General features: G+C 42.0%; 13 protein-coding genes and 1 pseudogene. 10 read left to right on the top strand and 4 right to left on the bottom strand.

All coding sequences use genetic code 11. From position 1 onward, the window contains the following. The first annotated feature begins 8 nt into the window (after positions 1 to 8). Positions 9 to 1,190: a XylR family transcriptional regulator gene (locus C9J01_RS18935; protein WP_107299701.1), complete on the top strand. Its 1,182-nt coding sequence runs from the start codon at positions 9 to 11 to the stop codon at positions 1,188 to 1,190. After that, positions 1,177 to 2,169 carry an aldose epimerase family protein gene (locus C9J01_RS18940; protein WP_107299702.1) on the top strand — a complete coding sequence of 331 codons (993 nt, stop codon included), beginning with the start codon at positions 1,177 to 1,179 and terminating at the stop codon, positions 2,167 to 2,169. Before C9J01_RS18935 ends, C9J01_RS18940 begins: the two co-directional genes overlap by 14 nt. 648 nt (positions 2,170 to 2,817) lie before the next feature. Here the strand turns inward: C9J01_RS18940 and C9J01_RS18950 are convergent. The 3 genes from C9J01_RS18950 to C9J01_RS18960 form a co-directional block, all read right to left on the bottom strand. After that, positions 2,818 to 4,242, bottom strand: coding sequence for a hypothetical protein (locus C9J01_RS18950; RefSeq protein ID WP_107299703.1), 1,425 nt, complete (start codon positions 4,240 to 4,242; stop codon positions 2,818 to 2,820). A gap of 742 nt (positions 4,243 to 4,984) precedes the next feature. Beyond that, positions 4,985 to 7,375: a GH36-type glycosyl hydrolase domain-containing protein gene (locus C9J01_RS18955; protein WP_107299704.1), complete on the bottom strand. Its 2,391-nt coding sequence runs from the start codon at positions 7,373 to 7,375 to the stop codon at positions 4,985 to 4,987. 10 nt (positions 7,376 to 7,385) lie between these two features. Further along, positions 7,386 to 7,919, bottom strand: coding sequence for a YtfJ family protein (locus tag C9J01_RS18960; RefSeq protein ID WP_158264565.1), 534 nt, complete (start codon positions 7,917 to 7,919; stop codon positions 7,386 to 7,388). Between the two features lie 165 nt (positions 7,920 to 8,084). Between C9J01_RS18960 and C9J01_RS29660 the strand changes: the two genes are divergently transcribed. The 6 genes from C9J01_RS29660 to C9J01_RS18985 all read left to right on the top strand — a co-directional run bounded on the left by C9J01_RS29660 (position 8,085) and on the right by C9J01_RS18985 (position 12,538). Continuing rightward, positions 8,085 to 8,249 (top strand): hypothetical protein, encoded by a 165-nt coding sequence (locus C9J01_RS29660; RefSeq protein WP_158264566.1) that lies wholly within the window; start codon positions 8,085 to 8,087, stop codon positions 8,247 to 8,249. 51 nt (positions 8,250 to 8,300) lie between these two features. Then, positions 8,301 to 8,513 carry a hypothetical protein gene (locus tag C9J01_RS18965; RefSeq protein WP_107299706.1) on the top strand — a complete coding sequence of 71 codons (213 nt, stop codon included), beginning with the start codon at positions 8,301 to 8,303 and terminating at the stop codon, positions 8,511 to 8,513. Positions 8,514 to 8,667: 154 nt separating this feature from the next. Next, positions 8,668 to 9,981, top strand: a complete 1,314-nt coding sequence (locus C9J01_RS18970; protein ID WP_107299707.1) for an MFS transporter — start codon at positions 8,668 to 8,670, stop codon at positions 9,979 to 9,981. Between the two features lie 41 nt (positions 9,982 to 10,022). Continuing rightward, a complete protein-coding gene (locus C9J01_RS18975; RefSeq protein ID WP_107299708.1) occupies positions 10,023 to 10,511 on the top strand; it encodes a hypothetical protein in 489 nt (162 codons plus the stop codon). A 187-nt stretch (positions 10,512 to 10,698) separates the two neighbouring features. Beyond that, a complete protein-coding gene (locus tag C9J01_RS18980; RefSeq protein WP_107299709.1) occupies positions 10,699 to 11,937 on the top strand; it encodes a BamA/TamA family outer membrane protein in 1,239 nt (412 codons plus the stop codon). A 52-nt stretch (positions 11,938 to 11,989) separates the two neighbouring features. Continuing rightward, positions 11,990 to 12,538: a hypothetical protein gene (locus tag C9J01_RS18985; RefSeq protein WP_107299710.1), complete on the top strand. Its 549-nt coding sequence runs from the start codon at positions 11,990 to 11,992 to the stop codon at positions 12,536 to 12,538. A 329-nt stretch (positions 12,539 to 12,867) separates the two neighbouring features. Here the strand turns inward: C9J01_RS18985 and C9J01_RS18990 are convergent. Continuing rightward, positions 12,868 to 13,787, bottom strand: a pseudogene (locus C9J01_RS18990) (IS5 family transposase). A gap of 179 nt (positions 13,788 to 13,966) precedes the next feature. On the opposite strand from C9J01_RS18990, the gene C9J01_RS18995 reads away from it, so the two are divergent. Next, positions 13,967 to 15,925: a hypothetical protein gene (locus C9J01_RS18995; RefSeq protein ID WP_107299711.1), complete on the top strand. Its 1,959-nt coding sequence runs from the start codon at positions 13,967 to 13,969 to the stop codon at positions 15,923 to 15,925. A 10-nt stretch (positions 15,926 to 15,935) separates the two neighbouring features. Next, positions 15,936 to 17,324 (top strand): hypothetical protein, encoded by a 1,389-nt coding sequence (locus tag C9J01_RS19000; RefSeq protein ID WP_107299712.1) that lies wholly within the window; start codon positions 15,936 to 15,938, stop codon positions 17,322 to 17,324. The last annotated feature ends 261 nt before the right edge of the window (positions 17,325 to 17,585 follow it).

The following is a 17,585-nucleotide window of genomic DNA, read 5'->3' on the forward strand; positions in this document are numbered from 1 at the left end:
AATTTGTTATGCGTAAGAAACCCTACAGAATCGCCCTGCTATTTAATGCCAACAAAGTGTATGACAGAGATATCATTAGCGGTATCGGTGAGTATATTCATGCCTCTAATGCCAGTTGGGATGTGTACATAGAGGATGACTTTGTCATTGCGAAGGACGTGATATCGCATTGGTCTGGTGATGGCATCATCGCTGATTTCGACGATCTCGAGTTGGCAAAGACACTACTTCGAAAAGACATGCCGATCGTGGGTATAGGCAGTTCGTACCACGACGAGAGGATGTACCCAGAGATCCCATACGTTGCAACCGATAATGATTCTGTTGTTGAACTTGCCTACAAGCACCTCAAAGACAAGGGCATTACCCAGTTTGCATTTTACGGTTTGCCTGATGTTGAGTCGAAATTATGGTCTTATGAGCGAGAGCAGGCATTCAAGAGGTTGATGAAAAAATACGGTCACGACCATTGGGTATACCGCGGCCTCCGTAGTTCGTCGAAAACCTGGGAGTATAGTATGCACCGGCTTTCGGATTGGGTGAAGCAACTGCCGAAAGGGACCGGGATCATCGCGGTGACCGATGCAAGGGCCAGGCATTTACTCCAGGTATGCGATAACTCCGATATCATTGTCCCTGATGATCTGGCGATTATCGGCGTTGACAACGAGCGGGTGGCGCGGCACTTAACCCGTGTTTCACTGAGTTCGGTTGAACACTCTTGCCGTAAGATGGGCTTTAATGCCTGCAAGATGCTGCACAAAAAACTGGAAGGGGGAGAGATAAAAAACAGCCGTATCGTTGTACCCGCTACCAGGATTTTCGAAAGACAAAGCTCGTCATATCAAGCCATTCAGGACCCATCTGTCATCAAGTCGCTCCACTATATCAGGACGCATATCAAAGACGGTATCAAGGTCTACCACGTGTTGGACGAACTCCGTCTATCTCGCTCCAACCTCGAAATGCGTTTCAAGAACGAGTTAGGCCACACCATCCATCACGAAATCCACAATACACGCCTCAATATGGCCTGTTCTATTTTATCCAGCACAGAAATTCCCATCAGTGATGTGTTCAGCATGTGCGGCTACCCGTCACTTCAATACATGTATTCGGTTTTTTCCAAAAATATGGGTATGACGCCCAAAGAGTATCGGAAGGCAAAGCTAAGCAATGAAGCTCTATAGAATTGAGAACAAAGGTATCAAGATAGATATTTCGCCGATTGGCGCATCCATTGTGAATTTCTTCGTTCACGATAAACACGGTGTCGAAAGGAATATCGTTCTTGGCTATGACAGTAGCGAGAAATACCAAAACAACGGGACATATTTTGGTGCGGTGGTCGGCCCCATTGCCAACCGCGTTGCCAATGGCGAATTCATGCTTGATGGCCGTAAGCGTAAACTGACGCAAAATGATGGCACCAATCACCTCCATGGTGGCGATGCGAACTTGAATAGCCGCACATGGGAAGTACTGGATAGAACCGACAAGGGGATTTTGCTATCGGTAAGGGTTGCGCGCAGAGATGGTGGTTACCCGGTTGATATTGTCATCTCTGTCGCCTACTTCCTTTCCGATAATGGCGCATTGAGCATCCGCTACACAGCGACGCCAGCAGGTCGCTGCCCGTTAAATATTACCCAGCACGCTTATTTCAACCTTAATGGGTCGGGAGATATTCTTGATCATGAGCTTTGGATCAACGCAGATTCCATACTGGCGGTAGATGACAAACTGATCCCGACAGGCCAGTTGAGTGTGCGTGGTAATGCGTTCGACTTTACCTCTCCTCGCCAGATTGGCGAAGCTATGTCGACTAAGCCTCTTCACAGACAACTTGAAATCGCCAATGGTGGATATGATCACTGTTATGTCTTAAACCGCGATGCTATGGAGCAAGATTCCATGCGGGTGACCAGCCCGAAAACCGGTATTTCACTGCATGTTCAGACCGACCTCCCGGGTGTACAGTTCTATAGCGGTAACTTTTTGAATAGCGAGGCTGGCCGCCAGGGCGAGACTTACAACAAGCATGCTGGGCTTTGCCTTGAGACGCAGCACTTTCCAAATCAAGTCAATACCAACGGCGCAGAGCGTTGCATTTATGATGTCCAGCGACCATTCATATCGACAACGATTTATCGGGTTGAGGTGAGCTAACCACCTCCCTTTTTCTAGGCTGCTAATTGATTGGGATCTGATTAAAGTTAGATCCCAACGAGTCCAGCTATATCGACTAGAGCAATGAATGTTAGCTAAATTGGATTTGAACTGAGTTAGCAATTTATCTAATTTAAATTTATATTAATTAGTTAGAGTACGTCTTTGATCTACTTTATATTAAATCAATTTCCTTTTATTATTCAGCGAAGCAGCGATTCAAGCAAAAATTTCGGCAGTAAGCCAATCCAAACATTTCTATCAGAGTGCTCACTACGGTATTTGTGACCGTCGTATATTTAAAGTAGGTCGAGGTTAAGTTGTCGTTTAGACTCTATAACCATTGTTCATTCAGTAAGTACTGTAGTCTACTCCTTAGGTTTTTTGGTCGTCTATTAGTTGGCTTTATATGTTTAATTGATTATCTTGTTGAATTACTAATTTAGATAAATAGATATATTTCAAGCTTAACACATTTACCAGTGACAGTGCCTTATTCCATTGTGATAGTGACAACCACTGGAATCTGTAGGTCCGGCATGCTTCAAATCGATTGTTAATATGGTAATTGTCAATGATAAAAAAGCCAGTGCATAATATTTTTTAATAATTGTATATGACATTTCTAAACCTTCTATTTTTTGTTTTTTAATTTGCGCCTTCATCTTTTATATATATAAAAGAAGTCGACATAAATAACATGGTAAAATATCTTGCCATTCTATCTTTATAGATTAAATCGTCTTCATCTAAAAACTCAACTAATTGCTCTTCAAATTTATGCTGAATAAAATCCCGCCATTCAATATGTTGTCTAATACCTCGAATTATCCAAGTTTGTCCATTTTTTCTTGCAGGTTTTGATTGGGTTTCAATAACCCAGTCAACAAACTTATTACCATCTTCGCCTTTTGTTCTTGCTTCTTTAGTCAAATCTTCTCTATCGATATCAACCTCTATTTCTTTGTCTGCATTTATATTGAATGTAGCATTTGCAAAATCAACCGGTTTCTTTACATGCTTATCGCAAGTTTGCATCAGCTCAACTATAAGGATGTCATTATCATTTAATATTTTCATTTTTGATGACTCAATAGAAAAACTTAAAAATTTAATGAAAACTCCCCTATCAAGTGTTCTAATAACCTCATACTTACTTTCAATTTCATGCTCTAATTCACTTGAAAACTTTGCATATATTTTACTCAGATCTAGCCCAAAGTTTAATTTTATCCTGTCTAATTCAGATTTTACTTGAACTATTTTTTCATCACAATTTTTTACATCACTTATGTTTGGAATTAATTTTTTTAATTCTTTTGATGAAAGGAGTACTAAATGACCAACAATAGGAGTACCATCAAAGAAAACTTCAGTATCAACATGATCAAACTTAAATATATCATTGGTATTGCAATATTGTATTGAGTTTATTGTATTTGGAAAGGGAATAATTAACTCACTCCCTTTTTCTTCATTTCGTTGATAGACTTGAACATTAAATTTCTTACAACCACCGTTGTATATGAAGTCTTTCTTTCCCATAACAGCATAATGATTTCTAATTGAAAATTCTTTACTTACTCCAGAACAATTATTTTCATTAGTACAAAAGAATGACTTTTCTAAAGTTCTGTTGACAAAATAAACTTTATCTGTTTCGATTTTTCTTGTTTTGTCAACCCGAACAAAACTCATTAACCCTGAGGATCTTATTCCATAATAATAATCGTTACCATTGAATTTGATTTTTTTTACGGGTTTAAATCTATCCCCAATTGCAAACATACCTGTTTCAGATAATCTTCCAGGTTCGCTTAAGTCTTGGCAATCTAAATTAAAGTAATAGCCTCTGTCTACAGTAAAATAATAACCAATCTCAGTATCAGTTAAGGGCTGCAAAATTTTGTTAGCTGTTTGTGTGCGAAATCTGTCTAACATTTCTGTAATTATCTGACTGTTATTATTGTTCATCTGTTTTTCTAAATTATAAAAAAATGAACAAACTTCGCCTTGAACAGCAAATGAGCGAACTGAAAAAAACAACAACACAAGAATGAAATTATTTCTCATAATATTGGTTCAAATGAAATGTATTACATACAATTATAGCCAACTTTATATACATTAAACGTTGTCAACTCAAAATTTGCCAGTCTTTATCGGTGTATGTGAAATTTACATATTAATTCAGTGATTTAAACGTAACGTTCTAAGTGAATTATTTTCTTAATTATAAGATTTAAAAATAAATCAAGTATATAGCTAATCTAAGTTCAGGGTAACAATGGAAGGATAAAGTATCAACACTGTACTAAGACACTCTCTTTTCGTTATTGCGATTACTAGATTGCTTAACCACAAAGTCAGTTTCATGTCGTAAGGAGGTTAATTGAATTGGAATATCCTATTTCTTATGATTCTGAAATATTTTAGTCCCCACACATTTTAGTTCTTCGGATGATTAGCTTAACAAACAAATATTGAAACAATAATGATATTAATTTTGGGGTGTTAAATTTGTTCAATATCTTAGGGTTAATTTTGAAGTGGAATAATCGATATGGCATAACCTATAGAACATAAAATAATGTTATTTAAAGTGGTTTCACGTACCTTATTAGGATAAGAATAATTAAAAGCATCTAACGCTAGACGAGGAAATTAAGTTACCTCAACCCCTGTTCATGAAGGACTTCATGGATTACCACATCACTCCCCATATCGGTTTTAACCAACAAAAAAGGGATCTGAAGTTATTCAGATCCCCTATGGGTTAGCACTCTACGCGATTGCGCAGTTTGACTGGGTTGAATTAGAACTCAACTTTACCCGTGCCGGTGAACTTACCGTTTGGTGAGTGAACGGTGATTTCTTGGTCTGTCATGATCCAGCCTGAACCGTCTTTGTTCAGTTTCCAGTGCGGCGCTTCGAACTCGATACCGGTACCGACTGTTAGTTCACAGTCTTCATTCACGAATACGCCACCAATATGCAATAGACCCAGAATCGGGTTAGTGTGAGCGTGAGTATTACAGATTGGGAACGACTGCATAGAAGCGTACTTAGCAGCTAGGATTAGAGTCTCGTCCACTTCGTTAGTATGATCGTTAGTTTGCTCTGCGATATCTTCATCTTCACAGCCTCCTTCGTACCAACCTTCCCAAGATTCGCCTGGGTTTAGACGAGATTCAGGTGCGTTCCAAGCGTCAGGGCCAGAAAGAACACCGTTCCAACGGTCAGCGTATGCTTCTGTCTTGGTATGAAGAGACATCTTCTCAAGCTCTTTCTTCGCCCAATCAACACGACCACACTTAGCAGCACCTGCGATGAGTTTCTCGTTAATTGTGTACCAAACACCACCGCGAGATGCACGGCCCTTACCAGTGTGAGGGTACATTGTACGAGCGCCCAGTGGGCTTTCTTTGCCGTTGAAGTTGTCAACGTGCTCAAGAACGGCGTCAACCATGCCCGCATCTTCTGCCGCACCACATAGCAATGCGAATGCTTGCACTTCGATCCAACAGATATCGTCACCAACAACAGAGCCGTCTGGCACAGTCGCACGAGCGAAGAATTTGCCGTTGTGTTGCTTAGCAACTAGCGCGCGAAGTTCTGCGGCTTGTTCACGAGCTTCTTTAGCGATTTCAGGTTCGCCAAGTTTTGCCATCAGGCCAGCAAACATTGGCAGAACCCATGCAGCTAGTGCTGAGTTAAATACCGAGCCGCCTTCGTTGATCATTTGCTCGCGGTCATAAGCACCGGCGAAGTCTAGTACGTCATCCTGCCAGTCAGCATTCCAGATACGTGGGTGGTTAAGAGCACCACGACCAACAACGTCTACGAAGAAACGGAATTGACGGATGAGGTTCTCTTTCAGCGTAACAGGCTCTTGCTCGTGCATTGGGTGGTAGTTTTGAAGGTCAGAAAACGCTTTCAAGTCACCCGTTAGTGCGTAGTATTCACAAGCAGCCCATAGAGACCATAGACCTTGATCTGATGGACGGAACGCCATCATGCCCGCTTCTTTGTCAGAAGATAGAGTGAATGGTAGGTCGCCATCTTCAGAACCCCACGCTAGAGTGTTCTTCAGACATTCTAGAGATAGGTTTGGCTCCATGTATGCCATTGCAGTTACGTACTGCAGTGGGTCACGAGGTGCTGCGTTACAGCCTACGGTGAAGCCGTACGCACAGCCCTGGTTAATGGTGTGGTGACCAAGGATCTTGTCTTCGAAAACCATACCGTAGATAGCTGCGGCGTTCCAAACAACCTCGGCAGAAGTTAGCGGTAGATCTTCACAGCTACCAGTAGGCAGGCGCTTCTTAGTGGCAGCTAGCGTGTCGTCGTAGAACTTCGGTGCATCGATTTTTGCATCGTCATAGCGGCCGAATCGGAAGTAGAACTCTTTGGTTTCACCTGGCTCTAGTGTGACTTCGCCGGTGAAGGTTAGTGTTGGGAACTGTTCGCCATTTGTAGCGGCTTCAAAACCAGCATTGAACGACTCAACCATCATCTTCGCTTCGGTACCGGTTTCGCCACCGAAATCTTCATCGCCAAAGACTTCCTGCGCAATGATCTTGTCACCAAGCTCGATGTCGTAAGTCACTTCATCAGCGAGTTCCTGGCGATCTTCAGGAAGCATTAGAAGACCTACGTAGAATGGGTTTAGTTTCCATTCTTCTTGTAGTTTGAATGTGCGAGTCGCCTGAGCTTCATCAAGTGATACACGAACGCGTACAAAGGCCCAAGGTGCATTGCCTTCTGGCATGATCATGTCACGCTGAACGTTCAGGCCGTTGTAGCTTGGGTAAACACCAAAAGAGGTAGGGCCGAAGTGGCGCTCTGGGATCATTCCCTCTGGCTTCTTAAGGATTGATGTCCCCCATACGGTTCCATCCGCTTCCACAATGTGGGTGAAACCTGTACCACCGTTTTGGTGATCTGGGCGAGTAAGCCAGCGAGAACATTCAAGCTCGTCCCACATGCCGGCGCCACCGTAGTTATCAACCAAGAATGAAACGGCTCTGTTACCAATGAAATGATAGTTCTGACGAGTTTTTGGGTACGGTAGCGGTTCCCACTCACACGCTGGGGTCTCTAGTGGGTTCACTTTGTAGTTGAATACTGGCAGACCATCTTTCATGATCCACTCACCAAATACGCTGTTGCCTTTGAATTCCTTAGAGTCAGGAGACAATAACATCTTTTTATCCTTACTTAGATAGTTCTAGAATCTTGTTTTCTTTGCTAGCGTCTAATGCGCCTTCGTGGAGGTAAGCGACCTTGCCATCTTTGACGATGATGACCGCAGCGCTTTGCTCCTCAAGTTCCCACTCGGCGAAGAGTTCACCATCGCGGTCAAGCACTACTCGTCCCGCAGGATCTTTCAGCATGCTTTCCTCAATCGCGCCTTCTACAAACATGCCAGTGCCAAATGCGGCATCGTCTTTGTTGATGAAATTAATCATGTCAACGTTGGCACTTTTCAGCTTCTCAACGAACTCTGTGGTAACCATGTCAGCCGCAGCGGCACGGCCGGCCTTGGCAATCAGTACAATGGTGCCCTGTGGTTTAATCTCACTTACCGACCATTCTTTGTACTCCACCTTGCCATCTTCTACATATGCGTAACCGCCATCCGTTACGGTTGCGGCAGGTAGAGTGTCGCCAACACCAAAAGTCGCGGCACTTGCCGAGCCAGAGATAAGAGCAGCAATGGCAGCCGCTGCGAACAGTTTTGTTTTCACGCTAGTTCCCTTCTCGTTTATGTGGTTGGCCTAACAATGAGTGAAACCGTGGGAAAAAAAATAGACATCGCGCAACTTTGCAAAATGGCGGATGGTGTTTGTTAAATATCATAAGTGAATTCAGCCATGGTCATGTAAACAATGAATCAAGACAGAGAGGGAAACATGACACCTGAAGAAAATGAGAAACGTAATAACAGGCTTAAGTGGCTTTGGATTATGGGTGTTGGCGCGCTATTTTCGCTAGCAATGAAAGACGCTTGTGAGCAACGGGGAAAAGATCCTGCGCTTGAACAAAAGGCATTTATTTTGAGCTGTGACGCAAAATAAACAGTCAAAATAAAGGATACTTTCCATTAATTATTAGCCAAGGAGGGAATTATGCCATTAATAGCAACGAAAATTACTGCCATAACAGCCGCTGCCGCAACTGTCATCGGTGGCTTTTTGGCTGGTGATGACCTGTCGAATGCCGCTAAGCTAGCATCCGATTATGTTGAGATAAAAGTCGAACGCCATACCCAAGAGCTGGGACGGGAAGCATTAACAGGGGCATTAGCCTCGCAATTCTCCGACCTAGGCGGTAATCCTTAATCGACAGTTTTTTAATTGAAGCCTTTCATATGAAAGGCTTTTTTAATGTCGAAAACCACATATGTCTATCACTTCTCTGTTTGTGAAGCAAAGCAATCATTACCCGTTTAATAAATAACGATAAATCTGAAAGATACCTGATAAGGACCTAATAATGAGTAAACTCTCAACCAGAGAATCGATAGGATATTGTTTTGGCGATGTGGGCAGTAATTTAACCAATACCTTCGCAAATATATTTCTATTGATCTTTTATACCGATGTTTTTGGCATTTCCCCGGCCCAGGCGGCAACGCTGTTTTTAGTGGCGAGAATATGGGATGCCATCAATGATCCGATTGTGGGATATTTCGTTGACCGTACCAATACCAAGAATGGCAGGTTCAAGCCCTACATTGGCATCGCAGCACTGCCCGTCGCACTATTTGGTATCGCGATGTTCACGGTCCCCGACTTAGGCCCTGATGCAAAACTGGTGTATGCCTATGTCACCTATATTGGCTACGGTATGGTTTACTCGTTAATGAGTGTGCCATATATCTCTATGATTTCTGCTTTATCAGAAGATAGCAAGGCACGTACTAAGTTGGTTGGTATTCGCAGTGCACTTGTGATGCTGTTTTCGGCAACCATGGCAGGGATCCCGGCACTGGTTGATTTGTTGGGTGGCGGTGATCCGGCTGTTGGTTACCAGCGTGCCATGATGGTATACGCATCTGTGGGATTCCTGATGCATGTGTACTGCTACCGATCTGTCACTGAGCATATCCAAGTTGCCGCCAATGATCAGGAAGAGCGAGTTTCATTCAAACAGGTGGTGTCGTACCTAGGTCAGAACAAGCCGCTGCTTATCTTGTTTGCGCTATTCTTTGCTGTCTTTGGCAACTCGTTTATTACGACCTCATCCGGTATCTATCTTCTGACCTACCTATTCGAAGCCAAAGATATCTTCCCGCTGTTTGTGGTCTGTCAGCTGCTTTGTATTGTGTTCGGCGTGTTGCTGTCGAGGAAGATGGTAGACAAATACGATCCAAAATGGATTTTTGTCGCTGGCGCCCTGCTGGCAGCAACGCGAACTATTGCGGTATACAGTGGCGATCTCAATACGTTCCTTGCCTTTGTCCCTCATAGCTCTCTGGGGCAGGGATTCATGGTCGGTGTGATTTGGGGCTTCGTGCCCGATGCCATCGAATATGGGCGACAGAAAACGGGACTAAATATTGTTGGTATTGGTAACTCACTGATTGGCTTTTTCTTGAAGTGTGGTGCTGCTGTGGGGGGCATCGTACCCGGTTTCATGCTCGAGATTTACAACTATGTGCCCAATGCAGCGCAATCTGAAGAAACCCTGATCGGCATCAAGCATATGAGCGGCACCTTCCCGCTTGCCATATTAGTGGTTGTGGCACTTATCGCGTCTGCCTACCCGCTTACCCAGAAGAAACTCAAAGAAGTTATTGTTGCATAAGGATATTAAAAGGGCAGCAATGCCCTTTTGGAGTGTTATAGATGTCGCTACAAATTCGCAATCTTTTTGTTGCCAAAGTCGCTAAAGGGGCCATTCCGATTAATGCCTTTTTTGCTTTTCTTATCCTGCAACCGTTTGAGCCGATTATCCTATTGTCGACAATGACGAATGAACTTATTGTGCAATCGACAGTGGCTGCCTGCCTGATTAGCCTTCTCTTTCCTATTGGGATCAGAAAGCAGATGGCCAAGCACCAAGGCGAACCGTCGGTGTGGAATGAAGGTACATTCAACCGCGTACTATGCCGCTTTATACCAGAGAATAAATATCAGGCCCTTCCGGTATGGATGTTCATCGCTGCGTTTTTTTTCCAGTTGCCAACGTATCTGCTATTGAAGGGGTTAGCTATTACCGAGATGTCTGGCTGGGGTTATTTTGCATTCAAAATGACTCAGTCGTGGCTATTCTGTGTGCCATTTAGCTATTTGGTCATTATCGTCAATATCTCTGCTCGGGAAGGTCGCGAATAACAACAGTGACGCTTATCACACTAAAGGGCTTCTGACATCAGGAGCCCTTTTTTGTTCAAAATGTGAAACGAGACCTTAGACACATTTAACATCCACTGTCCGCTATTTGTTAAATATCGTAATATTTCCCTCTAAAAAAAAGGAGCAAATTAATAGCGTTCAAATAAACAAAATTACTGGGTGTTCAATGAAAAAATTACTACTGACTGGCTTAATTGCTAGCGTGTTCTCTGGCGCTGTGTATGCCGATGCTATTGATGATAAAAAGGCTGAACAAGAGGGTGTTCGCTTCAATACGGCTATCGGTCCATTTTATGATCCTATTTTCGATTTTGCCGGCTCTGTTATCCCAACTCTAACTTATGAGATTGGCGATGCGACCAAAACTTCCCGTACTAGCCTGTATGGTATCTATGGCTCCAACGGCAACTGGGTAGCGAAAGTAAACACCACTAACTACCTTGGCTCTGAGAACCAGTGGAAAATTTTCGCCGATGCAACATATACCTACGCAAAGCTGGATGTCATGAACTTCATGCGCTTCGGCCAAGGTCTGGATGCCGTACAGGCGCTATCTCCTGATGCTGCCGGTTTCGCAGGCATCTCAGATTCACCGACGGTAGAAGTAGAGCAGACGACGCTCCGCTTTGAAGGTGACATCGGCTACCAGGTAATCGAAGATCTTTACATTGGTCCATCTTGGATTTACGTCGATACGGAGTTTGACCGTGATAGCAGTGCGCCTGAATACGGCACCATCAACATGATCACGGATAAAGAGTTGACGGGTTACGGTATCAAGGTTGAGTACGACAAGCGAAGCAACCCGCTAACGCCGCTGTCGGGTTTCTACGTATCTGTGAACGCTCAGACTATCGAGGTAGAGAACACCAATGGTTCAGTGGTTGGTGACCTATCTGCCGCGGCTGATTTCTTAGATGGCATGGGACAGCAGGAAGCCGCTGCTGGCCTTCGTGGTGTTCAGGGCATGACGCTCAATGGCACCGACGAGTACGAGAACGTTAAAGCTGACCTGCGTTACTACACCCCTATCAGCGACTCAACGACGTTTGCATGGCGTGGCATGGCCAACTGGAACTCAGAAGATGCCCCTACGACCCTAGCAACGTTAGACTCTGTGGCGACCGGTTTCACGATGGAAATCGCAGGTCGCTCATCTTACGGCACGGATTTCCAGCTTCGTCATTGGCTAACTAATGATATCGGTATTGTGGGCGGTGTTGCCTTTGCCAAGGCCCAGGATGTTGGCACCGGTGGTGATGATGACATTCACTACTCAGGCACTGTAGGTTTCCGTTACATGCTAGCGCCTGAAGATGGCCTGTCTATGCGTCTTGATATCACTTACAACGATCAGGAAGAAGACAATGTTCTAGCCTTCTTCAACGTCGGTGAAAGCTTCTAATTTGCCGGGTATTTTGGGGGCTGATGCCCCCTTTATTGTTTAGGGAATTAACATGAAAGACTTAGCGTTTAGCTCAGAGATCAGACGTTTTGTATGGCTTCAGGTGGCATTGAACATGTTCTTCAACAGCCTGGGAATTATTACGGCGCCAGGCGGTATGCTGCCAGTGATGGCACCAACTGGTTCTGTGATTTTTGACTTTACCCTCACCACAATTCTGATCCCATTCTTCTTGTTTGTATTCGGACGGCTAGAACTAATCGGCTTTAGAACCAAGAACAACCTTGAAGGCGTCGCTTTTGACCACAAGAACAAGAACCACACTAAACTGCTTCCATTTGCGACGGTATCGCCGGCAGTTGCCTACTTTAAGTTGCTGATCCGCTGTGCAGTGTTTATCACTCTGCCTATTTTTGCCGTGGTGTACTTCTTGTTTGGCGAAGCAGGTGCAGCGCCTGTGCTACCAATGCTTGGTATCAAAGAACTGCTAGCTGTGATCATGGCAATGTATACCGCTAAAGTCGGTGCATCTGTCGGTGCCTTTGATATGACAACGGTACCTGGCGGATATATGCCACAGGCCAAACCGGCCAAAGCTTGATATAACGAAAACAGAAAGCCTCGTATAGTGAGGTTGATAGCTATCTAGGGCCTGATGTGATCAGGCCTTTTTTGTGTCTTCAGTCACGTCCTAAAGAGTAAGTCATTTATCGAAAAGGGCTTAATGATGTTGATTAAGGCACCAACTTAAATCGTTCGATATTAATTGGGGGGTAACACTAGGTCGCCAAACTGATTTATGCCCCTTTCCTGCTTAGAGTAAATGCTTATTCAAAGTTTGTTCATCTGTCTTGGCCTTACATTTTCTTATCATGCTGGCTTTGTTTCCTAACTCGAGTTCAGGTAAAAAACGCCTAATATGACTAATTGTTAGGCGATCGCTATCGTTTCAGGCATGCCTAGCCCTGTGAGCTTGTTTAATGCTTTTATCATGGCGTAAGTCTCGCCAACTTGAGCATTGTAATCTCTTAAGCTCAATGTACCGCCGAGCAGTTTCTTCACCCGGAACATCGCCGTTTCTGAGAGTGAACGCTTATGATAACCGTACTTCTTTTTCCAATGCTTATTTGAACCGTAGAGCTTCTGGCAACCAACAGCTAGGTTGCGGGGATGACCTCACTCCCAGAAGGCGGCACCTTTCCTTGGCGGAATGAGTGGAACAGCTTGCTTGATGCGAATAGCTTCGAAGCACAACCTTGTGTCATAAGCACCATCACCAGATATTTCCATAATTCTTCGACGGGTCTGTCTAAGCAAATTTGGAAGCGCTTCACCGTCGCTCACATTCGATAAACTTAACTCTGCAGCAATAATTTCATGCGTGTTTGTATCGACCGCTAAATGTAGCTTTAGCCAGATCCGGCGTTTTCCATCAGTGCCATGCTTTTTAACTTTCCACTCGCCCTCACCTTAGACTTTTAGCCCTGTAGCATCAATAGCGATATGCTGGATTGTCTCTTTAGTCTTTGCTTTGAAAGCGAGTTAACCATTTTAGCTCGCTTACTAATGCATGAATAATGAGGGCATGACAAAGGCAGTTGAGCGAGTTTAAGAACAGAGTTGATGAGTCCTTGCTGACCTCTTAACAGCATTGAAAATACCTGTTTAACCATGAGAACTGTCGTAATCGCTAAATCACTAAACAAACTAGGTCTTCCCCGTTTGCCTTGCTTGATTTGTTTCCATAGCTGAATAACTTCTTCATCAATCCAAAATGTCAGTGAACCGCGATTGATTAAAGCTCGGTTATAGTGTTTCCAATTGGTGGTTTTGTAGCAAGGTTTGGCCATTGGTCAAAGTATTTGAATGAACTTAGCTGATCAGATCGTAGGCTGATGATTTAGCTCCCTGATTTAGGAAACAAAGCCCAGCTAATTGAAATATGATTATCAACTACTAAACTTAAAATTATTTTATGTGTGATATTAGCCAGTTCATTTAATCTGAGTTTATAATGGGAAGTGTTAATATGATTAACGATAAATCTAAATTATATAAAAAGTCAAGAGGTAAGAAGCAATATGAATTAATTGAGGTATTAACTCGAATACAGGAAACGTGTCGTACTCCTAAGACTCCGCCGCTACCTTGTGATCCCGCTAGTTTTGACAACTCTACTTGTAAAGGACCATCTGAAGTTCTACAACCAGAAGCTATAATTAATTTTAGGCGTCCAGTTCCAATTTTACCTTTATATTTCTCTGCACCTGAAGGTGGAGAGGTTGCCCCATCAGTTTACAATAATGGTTGTTTTTCACTAAATACAGTCTCATTTTCGTCTGTATTAGCTTTAGACCTAGAATTTAGTCAGAAATGGTGGTTTCAATCTCTGTTTCGTTCAGCGCTTGCTACAACGATATCCCTCTCACCCGGAGAACAATTGCGTATTTCAATAGAAACATCACAACGAAAATACTTTGAGCGGACATCTCTGGATGAAGTCGAAGAAAATGACTCATCAGAAAGTCAGATAGTTGATAGGGATGTTATAAATATAACTCGCTCATCAGCAAGAATAAAAAACTGGAATGTATCAGGTGGAGGCTCTATATCAATTCCCATTAAAAAGGCCGAATTAGGTTTAAATTTAAGTGGTTCTATTTCTGAATCTCTAGAAAAGAATTCGTCTTCTAGTACAGAAAAAGTACGCGACAGTACCCAAAAGTCTTCTGAGGCACTTCGCTCACTTCAGAGGGTTGAGGTTAAAGAAACCATTGAAACGTCAGAGGTAAATGGTCGCTCTAGGCTTCTGCGTAACCCTTATCGAGATCGTTCGTTGGATTTAAAAGTGTACGCTCTCGCCAAAAAGTTTTGTGTGGAATTCTCTTTAGAAAAAATTAGGCCTTCACTTATTTTTGAAATAAATGATATGCCTTTCACTAGGAAGTTTGTTCAATCTAATGCGTCGTTCCTTGAGAAATATTTACAAGATTCTCGCCTGCTCTTTGAATTACACGAAGCCTTGGAGTCACTCGTAGACTTCGAAAACAGGACAGCTTTTGAGGATATCGAAAAAATTTCCAAAATCGCTTTGCACTACTTGTTTGAAGAACCAAACATATTCAATGTAAAAGAGTTAGCCGGCTTTGATGCAAATGACCCTGCATCGTCCTTTGATGCAAATCTTCCGGGGAATGGACTTAATGATGCGACAAATAACAAATTGGGCCTAATTTTTACAACTTTAAACTTTTACTATGCCATATACAAAAAAGAAACTCCTTTGGATAACAAATTATATCTGACTTTAGCTTTATCTTTAGAGTCGGCTCTTAGGCCTTTGTGGTTTGGTGTAGAAGAAACGGAAAAATCTAACAACGTATTAGATTCTTCAGATTTTACTGAAACTTTTCGAAGGCTGGGTGGTTTTTTAACACTTGTTGGCGGTTCTGTACGTCCACTGCTTCACCCAGCAGAAGAAGATCGTGATACTCTTGAAAGAGCACGACATGCAGAGTTTGTAATAGATCGAGTAATAAGTCATTTAAAATGTCATCGACTTTTTTATATCGGAAAATATTTAGAGTACATTTCAAAGTTAGCTGACGGGGTAACATTTTCTAGAATGATTGAAGAATTAATGGAAGATATTGATGAACCAAATGAATTGAAGAATAACTGGGAAGAAATTTTTTCTACTGAAGACGCTTTTATTAGTGGCAATCAAATTATTATACCGGGTTATTGTGCTTATGATGAGGCTACAACAAGAAAATTCCTAAAGGAATACGAAGGTACAAGAAACATTCGTTTTGGTTTACTAAGTAAAACACATGTATACTCACCTACAGATGGAACACATATAGAACCTGTTTGTGGAGATTGTATATTAAGCGAAATACCACCGCTTGAAGAATCGGCACCAATCAAGGTTTCAATTTTACACAATCAAGACTTTTTATTTTCTGACATAGATTCTACAGATTGATGGGCTATATATGTGCCGATCTAGATATTGTCAAAGAGCCTATAAAGAAGCAAAGGGTTATGATCGAGTTTCTAATAAATTACTATCATTATTGAAACTCCCTATTCATAAAGATGATAATGTAGCCATCGTTAATCGTTATGTTAAGTTAATAAATATTTTTCTTTCTACTAGCAAAGTTGAAGCAAATAATCTTTTTAAAGTAATTACTAATCTTAATAATAGTCTTGGGCGTTTGTTTAAGTGTGAGTTATCCACTAGTGCTCGTAACCAATTGATAGATATTCTTAAGGCTAAAAAAAATATAGAGACTAAAAATAACTTTAAACCTGATTTTCATAAGAATAAATTACCAGTTATATTGTATTATGGTGCGGAAAATCCTCTTCTAAATCCTAGGTATATAGATAATGTTGTTACGAGCATTAGCTATACTATTGTACTTAAGTCATGGACTTTAATATGGCGAGGTAATGGTATACTACACGAAGAAGAAATAGCTAATTATGAATTATCAGAGACGAAGGGTTATGTTATGCTAGTGACTCAAAAAATTTTTGAAAGTAAAGAAGAAGCACTGAGTGAAGTGACGAAAATTAAGTTTATAAACGAAAATTCGAATGATGGGTATAATCCACAAGTAATAACCTTTTATAAAGGTAGAGGTGGAATCATTGTGCCATCTCGATATACAGACATATCCACGCCTCGAATTTTTTCTGGAATGAAAAATTATCTTAATGATGGGTATACGTTAGATACAGCAGATTCACTTATAAAACTGTTAAAGAATACTAAAGACGTAATCAATCCCTTACCTTTTGATATTGATGAAAATGGAGAAATTAACGGGGTGAGACCTTCTAGGTTTCCCAAAATCCCCAAAAATAATGGTGGAAATCGGTTGTCTGGAGTTGAGCGACTGATACGATCTAAAGTAAAGTTTACCTTAAGAAGCATTCTTAATAAAATAAATAAAAAAATTATTTGGACTACGAAAAAAAAACAGCCAATTTACCGAACAGATTCCGATTTAATTATAGGTTCCTACGAAGCGTTGAATAAGTATCGTGTCTCAAAACATGCCAATGGGGCGTTGAAAGGTTGGCATGCGCACCATATTATAGAGCAAAGGCACTTAGATAGGTTGGGAATTTCAGACATGTTCCCTGCTAAAGCTGATCTCCCGTGTGTTTTTTTACCCTCAAGAGCCCATTCTCAACGAATATCAGGTTTTCTTACGTCAGAACTAGGTACAAAAAGAGTAATAACTGACATTGACGTTGTTGTTGCATATTCTAAAGCTTATAAATTATTAGGAGACTTTACAGGCATGGGAGCAAGCGTAATCCAATTGGAGTTAAAAACAATTGTCCGGACAATGTTAGGGTTCGATTAATACTGGTATCGCTGATCAAATCAGGTACAACGCAGGTCTTACCTACGCGGTAAAGTCGTTAGTATCGAGTAGTCATACGGAGTCCTATAACTTTGTTTATGGTTTTAACTTTAATGAGTAACTCTCCGACTTGTGCATTATAGTTTCTTAAGTTTAATTGACTACTGGTTTCCTTCGCACCGAGAGGCTGTGTCAGATATAGAGCAGTCGTGATAACCATTGTCCACCTTCCATTGCGTTAACGCGTTACTTGTAAGCTTT

It is taken from the genome of Photobacterium rosenbergii (assembly GCF_003026455.1).
Lineage (GTDB): Bacteria > Pseudomonadota > Gammaproteobacteria > Enterobacterales > Vibrionaceae > Photobacterium > Photobacterium rosenbergii.

What these genes read in the sequence shown, in the direction of transcription:
- C9J01_RS18935 (WP_107299701.1), top strand. Translation starts at nt 9, where the DNA reads ATGCGTAAGAAACCCTACAGAATCGCCCTGCTATTTAATGCCAACAAA.
- C9J01_RS18940 (WP_107299702.1), top strand. Translation starts at nt 1,177, where the DNA reads ATGAAGCTCTATAGAATTGAGAACAAAGGTATCAAGATAGATATTTCG.
- C9J01_RS18950 (WP_107299703.1), bottom strand. Translation starts at nt 4,242, where the DNA reads ATGAGAAATAATTTCATTCTTGTGTTGTTGTTTTTTTCAGTTCGCTCA.
- C9J01_RS18955 (WP_107299704.1), bottom strand. Translation starts at nt 7,375, where the DNA reads ATGTTATTGTCTCCTGACTCTAAGGAATTCAAAGGCAACAGCGTATTT.
- C9J01_RS29660 (WP_158264566.1), top strand. Translation starts at nt 8,085, where the DNA reads ATGACACCTGAAGAAAATGAGAAACGTAATAACAGGCTTAAGTGGCTT.
- C9J01_RS18965 (WP_107299706.1), top strand. Translation starts at nt 8,301, where the DNA reads ATGCCATTAATAGCAACGAAAATTACTGCCATAACAGCCGCTGCCGCA.
- C9J01_RS18970 (WP_107299707.1), top strand. Translation starts at nt 8,668, where the DNA reads ATGAGTAAACTCTCAACCAGAGAATCGATAGGATATTGTTTTGGCGAT.
- C9J01_RS18975 (WP_107299708.1), top strand. Translation starts at nt 10,023, where the DNA reads ATGTCGCTACAAATTCGCAATCTTTTTGTTGCCAAAGTCGCTAAAGGG.
- C9J01_RS18980 (WP_107299709.1), top strand. Translation starts at nt 10,699, where the DNA reads ATGAAAAAATTACTACTGACTGGCTTAATTGCTAGCGTGTTCTCTGGC.
- C9J01_RS18985 (WP_107299710.1), top strand. Translation starts at nt 11,990, where the DNA reads ATGAAAGACTTAGCGTTTAGCTCAGAGATCAGACGTTTTGTATGGCTT.
- C9J01_RS18995 (WP_107299711.1), top strand. Translation starts at nt 13,967, where the DNA reads ATGATTAACGATAAATCTAAATTATATAAAAAGTCAAGAGGTAAGAAG.
- C9J01_RS19000 (WP_107299712.1), top strand. Translation starts at nt 15,936, where the DNA reads ATGTGCCGATCTAGATATTGTCAAAGAGCCTATAAAGAAGCAAAGGGT.